The organism is Arthrobacter sp. zg-Y1171, assembly GCF_025244845.1.
Taxonomy (GTDB): Bacteria; Actinomycetota; Actinomycetes; order Actinomycetales; family Micrococcaceae; genus Arthrobacter_B.
Map to the genome: position 1 here is coordinate 1,013,386 of NZ_CP104264.1, position 17,181 is coordinate 1,030,566.

Here is a 17,181-nt window from a genome sequence, read left to right on the forward strand (position 1 = left end):
CTAACCCATTGCCGGCTGCACTCCACGGCAGGCCTTTCACTGTGGCAGAAGCCGAAGCGCATGGCGTTAGCGCGGAGCGGCTCCGTGCTTCTGACCTAAGGACTCCCAGCCGGTCCGTGCGGGTGCCCGTGGGAGGCCGGTTCTCCCTGGCCGACAGCTGCCGGCCGTATATGGAGTTATTGCCGGACGCCGTCCTGAGCCATGCGACGGCGGCGCGGCTGCACGGACTGGTGCTTCCTTGGCGGCTGGCTGAGGAACCGGTGATCCATCTGAGCCGACCCCCGGGGCTAGGGACGCCGAGGAGAAGGAATGTGGTGGGGCACCGTTTGGAGCTAATGGCGGATGAGACGGAGACGGTCCAGGGACTGCCGGTCACCAGCATTGCCCGCACATGGCTGGACCTTGCCGGAATGCTGTCTCCGGAAGAGCTGGTGGTTATGGGGGACCAGATCGTCAGTGAGCATCATCGGAATTTTGGAACGCCCCGTGTAGCACTCGTACCACTGGCGGATCTGCGCGGCTTCATCGAGGGGAAGGCGCGCAACGCTCATGTCCGCAAATGCCGGAGTGCACTGGAACGCCTCCGGGTGGGAGTGGATTCACCGCCGGAAACGCGGCTGCGGTTGATGCTGCTTGCTGACCCGGAGCTGCCCGAATTCCTCCCAAATGTTGCCATCTGTGATGCCGCGGGAGAGCCGCAGGTATGGGCTGATCTCGGCTGCCAGGAATTCCGGACCTGTCTTGAGTACGACGGCGCGCATCACCTAACACCCGAACAGCAGGCCCGTGACCACTACAGGGATCTCAAGACGGCGGAGTTGGGGTGGATTCAGGTCAAGATAAGCAAAGCTGACTTTGCGCAGGGCCAGCACCGTATCAGAGCAAAGGTACTCAGAGGCCTGGCCCTGGCCGGGTGGCGCACGGGTAGCGGCTCGTAAGGCTGAGGTTCTGTGGTGCTAGTACAGATAACGGGGTATTGGCGCCCGGATAGGCCCGTTAGCTGTACAACGGCCGTTGACCGGACCGGGATAGGCCCGTTAGCTGTACAACGGCCTCGGTGGCGCGGTGCTAGTACAGATAACGGGGTATTGGCGCCGGGATAAGCCCGTTATCTGTACATCCGCCGCGGACCAGGCCCGGATACGCCCGTTAGCTGTACAGCAGCCCGCCCCGGCGACGGGAACGCAGCAGACGCTACTTCCAGAGGTCGATGATCCGCACGTCGGCGCTGGCCAGGAGCTCCCGCAGCGTCGAAACGGAAAGCCCGACGACGGCGTGCGGGTCGCCGTCGACCCGCTCGATGAACGCCCCGCCCAGGGAGTCGATAGTGAAGGAACCGGCCACCTGCAGCGGCTCGCCCGTGGCGATGTAGGCCTCGATCTCGTCCTCGGAAAGCTTCACGAAGTGCACCTCTGCAGAGGACACCGCCCCGAGGGTGGCTCCGGAGCCGTCCTCGTCGGTGTCGCGGCAGTCCACCAGCCAGTGCCCGGTATGCAGTACCCCGGAGGAACCGCTCATGCGGCGGATCCGTCCGCGGGCGACGTCGGCTTCCCACGGCTTGCCGTGTGCCTCGCCGGCAAATTCGAAGACTGAATCGCAGCCGATCACCAGCGCGCCGTCAGCCTCGGGCAGGGACGCTACGGCTTCGGCCTTGGCGCGGGCCAGCAGCAGGGCCGTATCGTGCGGGTCGGTCAGGCCGTAGCGGGCGGTGACGGCGTCTTCGTCGACGTCGGAGACGAGGACGGTATGGCTGATGCCGGCGTCGGTCAGCAGCTTGGTGCGGGCGGGGGACGCGGAGGCCAGGATGAGGCTCAGGTTCGGGTTGGTCACGGGTTCAAGCCTAGTGCCGCGGCGGACCGGCCCGGAAACCAAAAACGCCGGGCCGCCCCGAAGGGACGGCCCGGCGCTGCTGCCCGAAGGGATCAGCTCTTGGACTCAACGAGCAGGGGAACCTCGATCTGCTCGGAATCGTCCGCAAAGGGATCGCCCTGGCGGCGGGCGTTGTACAGTCCGTTGTCCAGCAGTCCGTTGCGCCGGGCCACGAGGGTGGGGACCACGGTCTGGCCGGCCACGTTCACGGCGGTGCGGCCCATGTCCAGGATCGGATCGATGGCCAGCAGCAGGCCGACGCCGGCCAGCGGCAGGCCGAGGGTGGACAGGGTCAGCGTGAGCATCACGACGGCGCCGGTGGTGCCGGCGGTTGCGGCGGAACCCAGGACCGAAACCAGTGCGATGAGCAGGTAGTCGGTGAAGACCAGGTCCACGTTGAAGAACTGTGCCACGAAGATCGCGGAGACGGCCGGGTAGATGGAGGCGCAGCCGTCCATCTTGGTGGTTGCACCCAGGGGTACGGCGAAGGAGGCGTAGGCCCGGGGCACGCCGAGGTTACGCTCGGTCACGCGCTGGGTCAGCGGCAGCGTACCCACCGAGGAGCGCGAAACGAAGGCCAGCTGGATAGCGGGCCAGGCGCCGGAGAACCACTGGCGGACGGAGAGGCCGTGGGCCTTGATCAGTGCCGGGTAGACACCGAACAGCACCAGGAACAGGCCAAGGTAAACGGTGAGGGCGAACATGCCCAGGGAACCGATGGTGTCCCAGCCGTAGGTCGCGACGGCGGTGCCGATGAGGCCGACCGTGCCGACCGGTGCAAGGCGGATGATCCACCACAGGACCTTCTGGATAACGGCGAGGGCCGAGGCATTCAGGGCCAGGAACGCTTCGGCGGGCTTGCCGACCTTGAGGGCGGCAATGCCGACGGCGATGGCGATCACGAGGATCTGCAGCACGTTGAAGCTGACGCTGGTGGTGACGTCCCCGGACTCCGCCACCTTGGAGCTGGCGCCGAGTCCCAGGAAGTTGGCCGGCACCAGGCCGGTCAGGAAGCCCACCCAGCTGCCCTGGCTGCCGCTGAACTCCTCGCCCTGGCTGACGTCGGCGTTGTTGCCGGGCTGCAGGAAGAAGCCCAGCAGGATGCCGATGACCACGCTGATGAGTGCCGTGATGGCGAACCAAAGCAGCGTCTGCCAGGCCAGCCGGGCGGCGTTGGAAACGGCCCGGAGGTTGGCGATGGAGCTGACCACGGCGGTGAAGATCAGGGGGACAACGGCGGCCTTCAGCAGCGATACGTAGCTGGTGCCGATGGTGTCCAGCGTGGTGGTGAGCCAGTTCGGCTCATCGTCAACGGTGCCCATTGACTTGGCCAGCAGGCCCAGCGCCAGGCCCGCAATAAGGGCGGCGATGATCTGCGGTCCGAAGGACGTTGCCCACTTGGGCAGCCGCCGGGCGGTGGATTCAGGGGAGGAGGTCTGTGAGGTCACGGGAAAGACTCTAGCGGTGCGTCATTACCAGAACCGCCTCCAAGTTGCGAAATATGACGGCAGGAAAAAGTCGGAGTGCTCACCTGACGGTCGCCAATTCCGCGCTGTCACGGGGCTTCGCCTCAGCGGCCCGGGATATTCCCCGGGCCGCTGTGACTAAGATCGCTTCCGTTTACTCGCCCAGCAGGGCACGCCGCAGCGTGTCCAGCCCCACGGAGCCGAGCTGCAGTGCCCGGGTGTGGAAAGCCTTCTCGTCGAACGCACCGGCCTCACGGCTGCGGACCTCGTCGCGGATCTGTTCCCAGAGCCGCTGGCCCAGCTTGTAGGACGGGGCCTGTCCCGGCCAACCCAGGTAGCGGGTGAACTCGAAGTTGAGCTGCCCTTCGCTGATCGACATGTTTTCTTTCAGGAACGCGTAGCCCTTGTTGGCCGTCCAGGTGCCTTCACCCCACCGTTCCGGGATTTCCAGTTCCAGGTGGACGCCGATGTCGAAGACCACGCGGGCGGCACGCATCCGCTGCGCATCCAGCATTCCCATCCGGTCGCCCGGGTCGCTGAGGTAGCCCAGCTGCTCCATCAGCCTTTCGGCGTAGAGGGCCCAGCCCTCGCCGTGGCCGGAAACCCAGCAGATGTTGCGTCGCCAGTCGTTGAGCAGTCCGCGCGATGCCGTCGCCGTCGCAATCTGCAGGTGGTGGCCAGGAACGCCCTCGTGGTAGACCGTGGTGGTTTCCTGCCAGGTGGTGAAGGTGTCCTCGCCGGCCGGCACGGACCACCACATGCGGCCCGGACGGGAGAAATCGTCGCTGGGACCGGTGTAGTAGATCCCGCCCTCCTGGGTGGGTGCAATCATGCACTCGATCCGGCGCATCGGTTCGGTGATCTCGAAGTGGGATCCGGCGAGGTCTTCGACGGCGCGGTCGGCGAGGTCCTGCATCCAGGCCTGCAGTTCATCCGTTCCGTGCAGCTGGCGAGCCGGGTCCTCATCGAGGATCCGCATGGCTTCCGCCACGGTGGCGCCGGGCCGGATCTGCTCGGCCACGGCTTCCTGCTCGGCGATGATGCGGTCCAGTTCCTCCACGCCCCACTGGTAGGTTTCCTCCAGATCCACGGCGGATCCGAGGAACTGGCGGGACATCAGCGCGTAACGCTCCCGGCCTACGGCATCTGCGGCGGGTGCAGCCGGAAGAAGTTCCTCCTCCAGGAAGGTTGCAAGGTTGGCATAGGCCCGGCGGGCGGATTCGGCTCCAGCCTTCAGGTCCGCGCGGAGCGCGTCGGGCAGCTCTCCGCCTCCGGGCAGGGCGGCATTGGCGGCGAGGGCGTCAAAGAACCCGCCGTCCTCTGCATACGCGGAAGCCTGCTCCACCACGATCTTTACCTGCCGGCGGGCGGCCACCCGGTCGTGTCCGATGCCGCTGCGCAGGCTGGTGATGTAGCCGGCGACGGCGTCGTCCACGTTGTTCAGGCGCCCGGCAATGTGGTGCCACTGCTCTTCGGTATCCGTAGGCATGAGGTCGAAGATGCTACGGATTCTTTGCGCGGGGGAAGCAATGTTGTTCAGCTCGGCCAGGTCCCAGCCGGACTCGTGGATTTCCAGGTCCAGGCCGAGGCGTTCGTGCATGGCGTCAAGGGTCACGCGGTCGACGTCGTCTGCGGGCTCAAGTCCGTCCAGCCGGCTGAGCGTCTCCCGGACTGCTTCGGCATAGGACTCCAGGCCGGCCGGCGAGTAATCGCCGTATTCGGTTTCCCGGCCCGGGATGCCCAGGGACGTGGCGAGGGACGGATCCAGCTGCAGGAACGTGGCGGTGAAGGCATCGGCAACGGCGTCGATGGCTGTGGGCCGGCGCACCGGGGTACTGCCGGCAGTGGCGGACACGGGCGCGGAGGAAGGTGTCTGTTGAGTCACAAAGGTAGCCTAACCGCACACCGGCCCCGAGGCACTTATCGGGGCTAGCGGTAACTCCGCCGCCAGGACCCCGGCCCGGGCTTCGGGTCCAGGCGCAGGTTCCGCCGCCGTGCCCACGCGCGGTGGGCCGGGCGGGCGGGAGACAGGGGTGCAGCCTGCGCTCCCAGCCCGGCGACGACGGCGGTCAGGGCTGCGAGTTCCTCGTCCGTCGGGGAGCCGGAAACCACGGAAAACAGCGGCTCCGAAGCCGGTTCCGGGGTGCTGCCGTCAATACTCACAGCGGCATGTTCCCGTGCTTCTTGGCGGGCAGGGACGCACGCTTGTCCCGCAGTGCCCGCAGGCCCCGGATCAGCTGCAGGCGGGTGTCCGAAGGGGCAATGACGGCGTCCACGTACCCGAGCTCGGCCGCCTGGTAGGGGTTGAGCAGCTCATCTTCATATTGCTCAATGTATTGGCGCCGGACGTCCTCGACGTCGCCGCCGGCGTCGGCCGCTGCCTTGAGCGGCGCGCGGTAGAGGATGTTCACCGCGCCCTGGGCACCCATCACGCCGATCTGCGCAGTGGGCCAGGCGAGGTTGATGTCGGCGCCGAGCTTCTTGGAACCCATCACGATGTACGCGCCGCCGTAGGCCTTGCGGGTGATGACCGTCAGCTTGGGAACCGTGGCCTCGGCGTAGGCGTAGAGCAGTTTGGCGCCGCGGCGGATGATGCCCTGGAACTCCTGGTCCTTGCCCGGCAGGAAGCCCGGCACGTCCACGAAGGTCAGGATCGGGATGTTGAAGGCGTCGCAGTTGCGGACAAACCGGGCCGCTTTTTCGGAGGCGGCGATGTCCAGGGTGCCGGCAAACTGCATTGGCTGGTTGGCCACGATGCCTACCGTGTGGCCCTCCATGCGGCCGTAGCCGATGATCACGTTCGGGGCGTACAGGGCCTGCATTTCCAGGAAGTGCCCGTCATCCAGGACGGTCTCGATGACGGTGCGGATGTCATAGGGCTGGTTTGAGGAGTCCGGGATCAGCTCATCCAGGGCCAGGTCCGCGTCGGTGGTTTCCGGGTCCTGGTCAAACGCGGTCAGCGGTGCTTCGGCCAGGTTGTTCGACGGCAGGAAATCGAGCAGCTCGCGGACGAACTCGACGGCGTCCTCTTCGTCGGAGGCCAGATAGGCGGAGGTGCCGGTGTTCGCATTGTGCTGCCGGGCGCCGCCGAGGGTTTCCATATCCACGTCTTCACCGGTGACCGTCTTAATGACGTCGGGACCCGTGATGAACATGTGCGAGGTCTTGTCCACCATCACCACGTAGTCGGTGAGGGCGGGGGAGTAGGCCGCTCCGCCGGCGGAGGGGCCCATGATCAGTGAGATCTGGGGAACGACGCCGGAGGCGTGGACATTGTTGCGGAAAATATCGGCGAACATGGCCAGCGAGGCGACGCCTTCCTGGATGCGGGCTCCGCCGCCGTCCAGGATGCCGATCACCGGGCAGCCGTTGCGCAGGGCGAATTCCTGCACCTTGACGATCTTCTCGCCGTTGACCTGGCTCAGGGAGCCGCCGTAGACGCTGAAGTCCTGGCTGTAGACGGCCACGGGGCGTCCGTCGACGGTGGCGTAGCCGGAAACCAGCCCGTCGCCGAGGGGTTTCTTCTTTTCCATGCCGAAAGCGGTGGAGCGGTGCACGGCGAGGGCGTCGAACTCCACGAAGGACCCGGCGTCCACCAGCAGGTCGATCCGCTCGCGGGCGGTGTGCTTGCCTCGGGCGTGCTGCTTTTCCACTGCCGCCTGCCCCGAGGGCACCGCTGCCGAGGCCTGCCGGCGCCGGAACTCGGCAATCTTGCCGGCCGTCGTATGCAGGGACAGGTCCTGGTCGATACTCAAAGGGGCCTCCGGGTGCTTCAGTTCAGACGCTGCCGCGCCTTCGGGGAATCCCGAGGATGGGGCAGTGCAGGGCGTTAAGTAGGTTCCGCACAAAATGCGTGACGGTTTACCCAGTCTAATGAGCCGCGCCGGGGGGACAGAGTGTAGAAAACCTACAATGTCGTCTCCTGCCGGTTGGTCCGGTCCCCGGAAGGGAATCTCCGGAGACATGATGTTACTGGCTAGTAACATAGCTGCAGGGTGCATTACCCTGTGGCTATGAGCATCCCCAACAGCACCCCGGAAACGGCGTCCCGGTCCCTCGCCGGACGCACCATCCTGATGTCCGGCGGAAGCCGCGGCATCGGCCTCGCCATTGCCCTGCGCGCAGCAGCGGACGGCGCCAACATCGCCATGCTCGCCAAAACGGCGGAGCCGCACCCGAAGCTCGAAGGTACCGTCTACACGGCCGCCGAACAGCTCGAAGCAGCCGGCGGCAAGGCCCTGCCGATCATCGGCGACGTGCGCCGCGACGAAGACGTTGCCCGCGCCGTCGAATCCACCATCGAGCAGTTCGGCGGGATCGACATTGTCCTGAACAATGCCTCTGCCATCGACCTTTCCGGCACCGACGCCGTGTCGATGAAGAGCTATGACCTGATGGCAGACATCAACACCCGCGGCACGTTTATGCTTTCCAAGTTCTCCCTGGACGCCCTGCGCCGGTCCGGCAACGGCCACATTCTCACCCTGTCCCCGCCCCTGAACCTGGATCCCAAGTGGGCCGGCGGCTACCTGGCGTACACCATGGCCAAGTACGGTATGTCCCTCACCACGCTCGGCCTGGCCGAGGAACTGAAGAACGACGGCGTGTCCGTGAACTCGCTCTGGCCGGTGACCGGCATTAACACCGCGGCCATCCGCAACATGCCCGGAGGGGACAAGCTTGCCGCGGCCTCCCGCAGCGCTGACATCATGGCGGACGCCGCACACGCGATCCTCACCCGTCCGAGCGGACAGTCCACCGGCAACTTCTACACCGACGAAGAGGTGCTGCGCGAGGAGGGAATCACGGATTTCAGCCGTTATGCTCCCGGAGTGCCCGCGGACAAGCTGATGCCGGACTTCTTCCTCTAACCCGCGCTGCAGGGCCGGGCGCGAAGGGAATGTCGGGGCGCCCGCGTAAGATCGGAAGAATGCAACTGCACTACTCCAGCATGGAAAGACCGGCCCTGGACCCCGGCCGCCTGAGGGCGGCACTGGTGGTACCCAACGGTCCCTTCGCTGCGCTGGAAGTGGTGGCGGAGACCGGATCCACCAATACGGATCTGGCGGACGCCGCACGGCTGCGCCCCTGGGAGGTCGCGGACCTGACCGTCCTGACCGCTGAGCTGCAGATGGCAGGCCGCGGCCGGATGGACCGCAGCTGGGTGGCTCCCGAGCGTTCCTCGCTGTTCGTCAGCGTACTGCTGCGTCCGGTGGGCCCGTCCGGACGCCCCCTGCCCACAACCTCCTATGGCTGGTTGTCGCTGCTGGCCGCCCTGGCCATGGCGGAAAGCGTGGCGGCGCGCACCGGCGTCGAAGCCCGGTTGAAATGGCCGAACGACGTCATGGTGGACGGGCGGAAACTCGCCGGCGTGCTGGCCCAGTTGGTTCCGGCATCCGACGGCGGCCCGCCGGCCGTGGTGGTCGGCGCCGGCCTGAACGTGAGCCTCACGGACGAAGACCTGCCCGTCCCCACCGCCACCAGCCTGTTGATGGAGTATGCCTCCACTACGGACCGGAACGTCCTGCTGCAGGATTACCTGTTGGCGTTGGCAGCCCGGTACCGGTCCTTCTGCTCGGTGGACGGCGATCCGGAGGCAGTGCCTGCCGGATCCCGGGAGGCACTGCGGGACGAGGTCTCGGCACGCCTGGGCACCCTGGGCCGCGGCGTAAGCGCGCAGCTGCCCGGCGGCGGCGTCCTTACCGGCCGTGCCGTTGCCCTGGCGCCCACGGGTGCCCTCGTCATTGTCGACGACGCCGGCGCCACGCATACCGTCAGCGCGGCCGACGTCGTACACCTGCGCCCCGAGCAGCCGTGAGGGCTGAACCCACCCGCCTGCCGGGAGGCGACCCGTGCGCCTGAAACTCTCTCCCGGCGAGCACATCATCGCCGCGGGCCGCCCGCACGCCCGTTCCCTGTGGAAACCACTGGTGCTTGCGGGAATCACCGGAGCCCTGGCCGGTTACGCCTTGGGCTGGCTAAGCCGGGACTCGCTGCCCGGACAACTGGCCGAATTCAGCCCCTACCTGCAGCCGGCGGTTGTGGTGCTGGCCGTGCTGCTGCTGGCCCGCTACGCCGTTCCGCCCGTGCTGCGCTGGCTGGCCGGACGCATCATCCTCACCGACCGGAGGCTGATCCAGCGGCAGGGAGTGCTGATGCGCCGCGAGCACGAAATTGCCCTTGCCGCCATTTACCAGCTGGAAATCCGGCAGTCCGTGACGGACCGGATGCAGCGCAGCGGCACCCTCATCCTCGACCTGGGGCATGGGCGGATTATGCAGTATCCGGCGGTGCCGGAGGTGCACCGTTTCCGCGCCATGGTGGTCTCCGCCATCGGTCAGCTGCCGCTGACTGCCATGTTTGATGGTGTAGATATGGAAACAGACGGGGAATACGACTACGAAGGGAGGGACGATGACTGATACCGGCCACGGCGAGCTCGGTTCCGCGAGCCACCCCGAACCAACGACCCCGCCCGTGCAGCCCGTTCCGGTGCCCCGTCCCGACTACACCCATGCCAGTACCGGCACCGAGATCGACCGGGAGGACGTGCGCAAGCTTGAGGCGCAGCTGCTCGGCGGCCCGCGTACGCTTCGCCGCCGTGAAGCCGCCGCCGAAGCGGGCGTGTCCCTGCTTTCCGCGCGCAAGCTCTGGCGGGCCATGGGTTTCCCCAACCTTGACGACGACGCCGTCTTCTTCACCGAACAGGACCGCGAGGCCCTGAGCACCGTGATCGAACTGGTGCGCGACGAGCAGCTCACCGAGGATGCAGCCATCTCGATCATGCGGTCCATCGGCCAGATGACGGACCGAATGGTGGTCTGGCAGGTCGAAGCGCTGGTGGAGGAAATGGTGGTCCGCCGCGGTATCACCGACGCCGAAGCCCGCAAGCGGCTGGTCGAGGCTCTTCCCGGCCTGATCGAGCCGCTCGAAAAGACCCTCGTTTACGCCTGGAAACGCCAGCTCAACGCGGCCGTCCAACGCCTGGCCCTGCGTGCCGAGGCAGGCCTGGCCAGCCACGACGACGCCGCCTCCGATGACGCGCCGCTGCCGTTGGCGCGCGCCGTCGGTTTTGCCGACCTCGTCTCCTACACCAGCCTTTCCCGGCAAATGAACGAGAAGACCCTGGCCCAGATGGTGCAGCGTTTCGAGCACAAGTGCGCAGAGATCATCTCGGTGGGCGGCGGACGGCTGGTGAAGACCATCGGTGACGAAGTCCTCTTCAACGCCGAGAGCCCGGAGGCCGGAGCGGAGATTTCGCTGGCGCTGGCGAAGGCCTTTACCGAGGACGATCTGCTGCCCTCTGCCCGGGTGTCCCTGGTCTGGGGCCGGGTGCTTTCCCGGCTTGGCGATATCTACGGACCCACCGTCAACCTTGCTTCCCGGCTCACCTCCCTGGCCGAACCCGGTACGGTCCTTACCGATGCCTCCACTGCCGCGGCGCTGAAGGACAACCCCAAATTCGTGCTCATCCCGCACCAGCCGCGCAACGTGCGCGGGTTCGGTGAAATCCATCCGGTGACCCTGGCCCGGGGGACCGGATCCGGCCTCGTGCTGGACTAGCGGACCCTCCGGCCCCTCGGCTTTGCGGGGCTGCGGGTGAGGTAGCTCACCCACCCCTGGGATTTGTGCAACACTATGCGGTGGAACTGCTGTGTCCGCCGCGTTGTCCCCGGTGGAGCCACGGTTCCGGTGCAGGTTCATAACCAGGGGGAAACATCGTGGCAGTGCTCGGGGGAAAAGCACGTCTGCTTAGCCGTAGGCGGCGGAAAGCAGTCTCGGTAGGGTCGGCTGTCGCCGTGACCACGGCGTTGGTCACCGGCGCATTGCTTTATCCCGGCTTTGCCAGTGCCGACGTGGACCTGAACGACGGCGGTGTCTGGGTCACCAACCGGACCCAGGGCATGGTCGGCCACCTGAACTACCCCTCAAAGCTTCTGGACGGCGGCTACACCGCCAACAGCGACAATTTTGATGTCCTGCAGAACGCCGGCACCGTCTTCAACCTCAACACCGACCAGTCCAAGATCAGCCCCGTGGACGTGGCCAACGTGGTCCGCGGTGCGGAAGTCCAGCTTCCCGGTACGGCCGCTTTCTCTTTCGGCACCGAGACCGTGGCGGTCACCGACCCGGCACAGGGCAGGGTGTGGATTACCCCTGTCAGCGAGATGGGTTTCTTCAGCGACGGGGAAACCGAGCCCGTACTGGAAGGGAACCCCGGGGTGCTTGCCGCGGTTTCCGCCGGTGACCACGTGCTGGTGGCAGCACCGGAAGACGGCATGCTCTACACCTTCGAGAAGGATGAAGACGGCGGGTACAGCGAACCCGAGGAGCAGGAAGCCCCGGCGCTGAAGGACTTCAAGGACGCGCAGATCGCCGCCGTCGGAAACCAGGCCGTGGTCCTGAACACGGAGACCGAAACGCTGCTGCTGCCCAACGGTGACACGGTCGGCATTCCTGGCTCCAAGAACGCCAAACTCCAGCAGAGCGGGCCGGCGAGCGACTTCGTGGCCATAGCCACGGAGGAAGCACTTATCCTGCAGCCGCTCGACGGCGGAGATCCGGAAGTCACGGACATCGACGCCGGCGGCGGGGCCGCCGCGCCGGTGAAGCTGGGGGACTGCGTATACGCAGCCTGGGCGGGAGCCGGAACCCACGTGCGGAACTGTGGCAACGATGCCGAAGACGCCCGCGAAGACATCCCCGACCTCACCGCCTCCTCCGAACTGGTGTTCCGGGTCAACCGGGACGTGGTGGTGCTCAACGATGTCAACGGCGGTGACGTCTGGCTGGTGCTCGAAAACATGCAGCTGGTGGATAACTGGGGAGACATCATTCCGCCCCAGCAGGATTCGAGTGACGACGAGGAAGAGTCGGCCAGCGAAAACCCGGTGAACACCCTGCCCGACCGCACCACTGAAAACCGTCCGCCTGCGGCCGCTGATGACCAGCTTGGCGCCCGGGCCGGACGCACCACCATCCTCCAGGTGCTGGACAATGACAGCGACCCCGACGGGGACCTCCTGACCGCTTCGGTGGTCGGCGGCCAGCCCCTGGTCGGTTCGGTGCAGCCCATCTACAACGGTGCCGCCCTGCAGATTGTCATTCCCTCCGGCACACCGGCCGGAACCGGCAGCTTCACCTACGAGATCACTGACGGCCGGGGCGGCACGGACACGGCCACCGTGACGGTCACGGTACCCGGCGCGGGAACCAACACCCCGCCTGAGCCGCGCCGCAGCACAAAGATCCTGCTGGAACAGGGGAAATCCGTCAGCCAGAACATCCTCAACGACTGGAAAGACGCTGACGGGGACGACCTGGTCCTGACCGATGCCCAAATGACGGAAGACGGCGACCAGGTCCACCCGAACTCGGACGGCTTGCTGGATTTCCGGGACGTCGGCAAGACCCAGGGGATCAAGGAAGTGCCGATCACGGTGTCGGACGGCACTGACGAGGTGGAAGGCATCGTGACGTTCGACGTCCGCCCCACCGGTGTCCTGCCTCCGGTGGTGAACTTCGACCACTTCACCGCCACGGTGGACCAGCACATCCAGATGTTCCCGTTGAAGAATGACTTGGACCCGGCCGGCGGCCAGCTTTCGCTGGCCAAGGCGGAGGGGGAGAACGGCCTGGCGCTGACGCCGGACTATCAAACGGGTTCCATTGGCTTCCTGCCCACGGAGCCGGGGACTTACTACATCGAGTACCTGGTCACGAACGGTCCGCAAAGCGCCAGCGGCCTGATCCGCGTTGATGCACAGCCTGCGGGCCGGCAGGGAGCTCCGGTGGCCGTGCGCGACGTCGCCCTGCTTCCCAGCGGCGGCAGCGTGCTTGTGGACGTGCTTGGCAACGATACGGACCCGGCCGGCGGCCTGCTGGTTGTCCAGTCCGTCACCTCTGCACTTGAAACGCCCGTGAACGTGGCTGTCCTGGACCGCAACCTCCTGCAGATCCATGACGTGCGGGGGCTGGACCGGCAGATGACGATCGAATATGCCGTCTCGAACGGAACGTCCACGGCAACGGGTGAAGTCAATGTCATCCCGGTTGACCGTCCTGAAACGGTGCTGCCCCCGGTCACCGGTCCCGACGAAGCGGTGGTCCGGGTGGGGGACGTGGTGACCATCCCGGTGCTGGACAATGATTCCTCGCCGGTGGGAGAGAAGCTGACGCTGAATCCGGTACTTCCGCAGTCGGTGGATCCGGCCGACGGACAAATGTTCGTTTCGGAGGACAAACTGCGCTTCGTGGCGGGCCAGACTGCGAAGACCGTGTACGCCATCTATGAGGTCTCAGACGAGTCCGGGCAGAAAAACTCGGCCCAGGTCCGCATCAACATCCGACCCCGCGACGACGAGAAAAACACACCCCCCATCCCGCAGAACGTGGAAGGGCGGGTGGTCGCAGGCGCCACGGTGCGCATCCCGATTCCGCTGGACGGGTTGGACTCGGACGGCGATTCCGTGGTCCTGAACGGTATTGGTTCCGCACCGACCCTGGGAGCGGCGCTCGCGGGTCCCAACTACATTGACTACACGGCCCTTGCCCAGTCGGCAGGAACGGACACCTTCACCTATACGGTGCGTGACCGTCTGGGCCTGGAGAACACCGGCACGGTGCAGGTTGGTATCGCCCCGGCGGCCGAGGCCAACCAGAGACCGGTGGCCGTTGATGACGTCGTGGCGCTGCGGCCGGGCCGCGCCCATGCCATGTCCGTGCTTCGAAACGATTCGGATCCGGACGGGGACCCGGTTTCCCTTAACGTAGCGGCCATAACAAGCAGTCATCCGGCACTGGAAACCCGCGGAGATCCGCCGAGGCTGCTGTTCTCCGCCCCGGAGACACCGGGGGTTTACAGCATCAGCTATGGACTCAAGGACAACCGCGGGGCGTCGACAACCGGCAATGTGACCGTGACGTCGGACGAGAATGCCCCGCTGCTGCCGCCGCTCTCGCGTGATGATCTGGTGGACGTCAGCGAGATCCGTGACCAGAGCTTCGTGGAAGTTCCCGTACTGGAAAACGACGAGGATCCTGACGGGCTTGCCACGGAGATGGAAGTGCGGATCCTCGGGGACCATCCGGGCGCGTCCGTCTCCGGCGACGGCGTCGTCCGGGTCGACTTGGCAACCGAGGCACAGATCGTCCCGTACACGGCGGTGGACCAGGACGGCGGAACATCGAGCGCCATCATCTGGGTACCCGGCCTGGGCACCCAATATCCCATGCTGCGGCAGGGCGAGCCGCTGGAAGTGCGCGCCGGAAGCACCCTGGACCTTAACCTCAAGAGTCTGGTAACCGTGCGGGACGGGCATACTCCGCGCGTCACCACGGCCGAACGCATCAAGGCCATCGGTACCAAGGACGGCGGGGTCCGGATCATCAGTCCGACCGTCCTTCGTTATGCTCCCCATCCGGATTATTCGGGGCTCGGTTCGGTCACCTTCGAGGTAACCGACGGCGTGAGCGCGGAGGATCCGGAGGGTTTGAAGGCCACCTTGACCGTGTTGGTGAACGTTATTCCGCTGCCGGCCCAGAACTTCCCGCCCACCATCAGCTCGGGCTCCCTGGAAACCGCAAAGGGGGAAGCCCCGTCCGTGCTGGACCTGGCTTCCCTGGCCTCCGACCCGAACCCGGAGGACGCAGGCCGGCTCCGGTTCCGCCTGGAAGGGTCGGTGCCGCTGGGCTTCGACGCGAAGCTGGACGGAAGCCTCCTTGAGGTAAGCGCACGCGATGACGCCGCCGTCGGCACACTGGGTGAGCTCTCGGTGTCGGTGACGGACGGCCGCGGGGACCTGGTCATCGGGCGGGTGGACCTCATCGTCCTGGCCTCGAACCGCCCACTTCCCGTCGCCAACGACGACATTGTTCCGGATGCGGTCCAGGGCCGTGCCGTCACGGTTCCGGTCCTGGCCAACGACGTCAATCCCTTCGACGACAAGCCGCTCGAACTGGTCGACGTGGCAGCGGACGGAAACGGAACCGCTGTGCGCCAGGGGGACTCCGTTGTGGTCACGCCGGGGGCCGACTTCGTGGGCAACATGACCGTCCGCTACACAATCAGGGACCGCACCGGCGAACCCGGGCGTAACGCCGTCGGACAGATTCGCCTGACGGTGCAGGGGAAACCCGCGGCGCCCTCCACTCCGGTGATTGAGTCCACCCGCAGCCGGACCGTGGTGCTGGCCTGGAATCCGCCGGCGGCCAACGGGTCACCCATTACCGGGTACACCGTGACTGCGGCAAACGGTTTCAGCCAGGCCTGCCCGGCCACCACCTGCACGTTGACCGGACTGACCAACAACGTTGAGTACGTCTTCCGGGTCACGGCGACCAACGCTAACGGCACCTCCGCGCCGTCGCCCACGTCTGCAGTGGCCAGGCCCGATACGCAGCCGGGCCGCCCGGCACCGCCCGGCCTGGTCTACGGCGACAAGGAGCTTACGGTGAACTGGGTGGCGCCGCCCAACGAGGGTTCACCCATCACCGGTTACGACCTCCAGATTTCCCCGGCGCCGCCCAACGGGGTCTCGCAGAAGTCCGCTCCGGCGGCAGGGGGCTCGATCACGTGGGGTTCCCTCGAGAACGGGACCAGCTACCGCGTCCGCATCCAGGCGCGCAATCTGGCCCCCGACCCGTCGGAATGGAGCGAGTATTCCGTCCCGGAAACCCCCAACGGGCTGCCGGGTGCCCCGGGCATACCGAACACTATTACCGCCCAGCCGGTGGGCACCGAATCGCAGCTCAAAATCGGCTGGGAGGCAGCACCGAACAACGGCGCTCCGATCGACAAGTATGAGGTGCTGGTCTTCCAGAACGGCACGCAGGTGGGAACCTTCCCCGGCACGGCCGAGACGGGCACCACCATCACGGTGTCCAACTCGGAAGAGGATTACTCCTATGCAGTGCGCGCCCACAACCGTTCCGGCTGGGGCGAAACCGGACCCATGTCGGCGCCGCGCCGGGCACGGGGTAATCCGGAGCCCCCGCAGCCTCCCACGCTGGTTGCCGACAACACGTCCAAGGCCGGCGGAGCGGTAAAGATAACCTTCACCGAGCTCAGCAAGGAGCAGCGGAACGGTGCCAAGGCGGGCGAGATTGTCTATTACGCGTACTTCAGCAACGGCACTACCGTCCCGGTGACGAACGGCCAGGTCCTGTACGGCTTCACCAACGGTAACGCCATTACGGCCTCGCTCACGGCCTCCGTCAGCTTTGACGGAGCTAGGTATGAGAGTCCGCAAAGCGCCGCGGCGGCAGAGGTGAAACCCTACGGCGCGGCGGGTAAACCCGTTCTCGGCGGGACCGATGGTAATCCCCAGAGCATCCATGCGGTTGCGACCTGGCAGCCGCCGGACCCCAGCGTCCACGACACCCGTGAGGTCTGGATCAAGGTCAATGACGAGCCGTTCACCCAATATGGGCTTTCAGGCCAGCTCGAGCTGGGCAACGTGCTTGAGCAGACGATCAAGGTGGAGGCCTACTCTGTGAACTCCCTTGGGACCAAGAGCGAGGTATCGGTCAGGGAGTACAAGACGGGTATCCCGTTCAAGGGCACGGTGAACAAGCTGACGTGCTGGAGCCACCCCCTGGGGCCGGTGAAACCTGTGGGCGAGTACTGCGTCACAGGCGCCCCTGCAATCGATGCGAAAGTACAGGCCACCTGTAAATGGGTCGGGAATAAGGACACCTGGCTTTACATTCCCAAGGGCGGCTTCTACGAGATGAGGTACCTGAATTCCAACGACGTTACCCACGCGGAAGGGCCCAATCTCGCCGCACTGCCCATGTGCACCGGCAACGAAGACTGACCTTGCCGCACCCGCCGAACACCAACCCG

At 66.1% G+C, this 17,181-nt stretch carries 11 protein-coding genes; 6 read left to right on the forward strand and 5 right to left on the reverse strand.

What is annotated here, in order from left to right:
* Window positions 1–335 precede the first annotated feature (335 nt).
* Window positions 336–938, forward strand: a complete 603-nt coding sequence (locus N2L00_RS04760; protein WP_255863430.1) for a hypothetical protein — start codon at window positions 336–338, stop codon at window positions 936–938.
* A 256-nt stretch (window positions 939–1,194) separates the two neighbouring features.
* On the opposite strand, the gene N2L00_RS04765 is transcribed toward N2L00_RS04760, so the two are convergent.
* The 5 genes from N2L00_RS04765 to N2L00_RS04785 all read right to left on the reverse strand — a co-directional run bounded on the left by N2L00_RS04765 (window position 1,195) and on the right by N2L00_RS04785 (window position 7,084).
* Window positions 1,195–1,830: a nucleoside triphosphate pyrophosphatase gene (locus N2L00_RS04765; protein ID WP_255863429.1), complete on the reverse strand. Its 636-nt coding sequence runs from the start codon at window positions 1,828–1,830 to the stop codon at window positions 1,195–1,197.
* A gap of 92 nt (window positions 1,831–1,922) precedes the next feature.
* Window positions 1,923–3,317 (reverse strand): dicarboxylate/amino acid:cation symporter, encoded by a 1,395-nt coding sequence (locus tag N2L00_RS04770; protein WP_255767073.1) that lies wholly within the window; start codon window positions 3,315–3,317, stop codon window positions 1,923–1,925.
* A 172-nt stretch (window positions 3,318–3,489) separates the two neighbouring features.
* Window positions 3,490–5,220, reverse strand: coding sequence for a DUF885 domain-containing protein (locus N2L00_RS04775; RefSeq protein ID WP_374676617.1), 1,731 nt, complete (start codon window positions 5,218–5,220; stop codon window positions 3,490–3,492).
* 44 nt (window positions 5,221–5,264) lie between these two features.
* Complete coding sequence (locus N2L00_RS04780) at window positions 5,265–5,498, reverse strand: acyl-CoA carboxylase subunit epsilon (protein ID WP_255863428.1); 234 nt, start codon at window positions 5,496–5,498, stop codon at window positions 5,265–5,267.
* Complete coding sequence (locus N2L00_RS04785; RefSeq protein WP_255863569.1) at window positions 5,495–7,084, reverse strand: acyl-CoA carboxylase subunit beta; 1,590 nt, start codon at window positions 7,082–7,084, stop codon at window positions 5,495–5,497. Before N2L00_RS04785 ends, N2L00_RS04780 begins: the two co-directional genes overlap by 4 nt.
* A gap of 264 nt (window positions 7,085–7,348) precedes the next feature.
* On the opposite strand from N2L00_RS04785, the gene N2L00_RS04790 reads away from it, so the two are divergent.
* The 5 genes from N2L00_RS04790 to N2L00_RS04810 all read left to right on the forward strand — a co-directional run bounded on the left by N2L00_RS04790 (window position 7,349) and on the right by N2L00_RS04810 (window position 17,152).
* Window positions 7,349–8,206, forward strand: coding sequence for an NAD(P)-dependent oxidoreductase (locus N2L00_RS04790; RefSeq protein ID WP_255767075.1), 858 nt, complete (start codon window positions 7,349–7,351; stop codon window positions 8,204–8,206).
* 59 nt (window positions 8,207–8,265) lie between these two features.
* Window positions 8,266–9,153: a biotin--[acetyl-CoA-carboxylase] ligase gene (locus N2L00_RS04795; RefSeq protein ID WP_255863427.1), complete on the forward strand. Its 888-nt coding sequence runs from the start codon at window positions 8,266–8,268 to the stop codon at window positions 9,151–9,153.
* Between the two features lie 34 nt (window positions 9,154–9,187).
* Window positions 9,188–9,757: a PH domain-containing protein gene (locus tag N2L00_RS04800; protein WP_255863426.1), complete on the forward strand. Its 570-nt coding sequence runs from the start codon at window positions 9,188–9,190 to the stop codon at window positions 9,755–9,757.
* Window positions 9,750–10,898 carry an adenylate/guanylate cyclase domain-containing protein gene (locus tag N2L00_RS04805; RefSeq protein ID WP_255863425.1) on the forward strand — a complete coding sequence of 383 codons (1,149 nt, stop codon included), beginning with the start codon at window positions 9,750–9,752 and terminating at the stop codon, window positions 10,896–10,898. Before N2L00_RS04800 ends, N2L00_RS04805 begins: the two co-directional genes overlap by 8 nt.
* A gap of 236 nt (window positions 10,899–11,134) precedes the next feature.
* Window positions 11,135–17,152 (forward strand): Ig-like domain-containing protein, encoded by a 6,018-nt coding sequence (locus N2L00_RS04810; RefSeq protein WP_255863424.1) that lies wholly within the window; start codon window positions 11,135–11,137, stop codon window positions 17,150–17,152.
* Window positions 17,153–17,181 lie beyond the last annotated feature (29 nt).

Excerpts from the sequence above, each read along its gene's own strand:
- N2L00_RS04760 (WP_255863430.1), top strand. The coding sequence starts at position 336 with ATGGCGGATGAGACGGAGACGGTCCAGGGACTGCCGGTCACCAGCATT.
- N2L00_RS04790 (WP_255767075.1), top strand. The coding sequence starts at position 7,349 with ATGAGCATCCCCAACAGCACCCCGGAAACGGCGTCCCGGTCCCTCGCC.
- N2L00_RS04795 (WP_255863427.1), top strand. The coding sequence starts at position 8,266 with ATGCAACTGCACTACTCCAGCATGGAAAGACCGGCCCTGGACCCCGGC.
- N2L00_RS04805 (WP_255863425.1), top strand. The coding sequence starts at position 9,750 with ATGACTGATACCGGCCACGGCGAGCTCGGTTCCGCGAGCCACCCCGAA.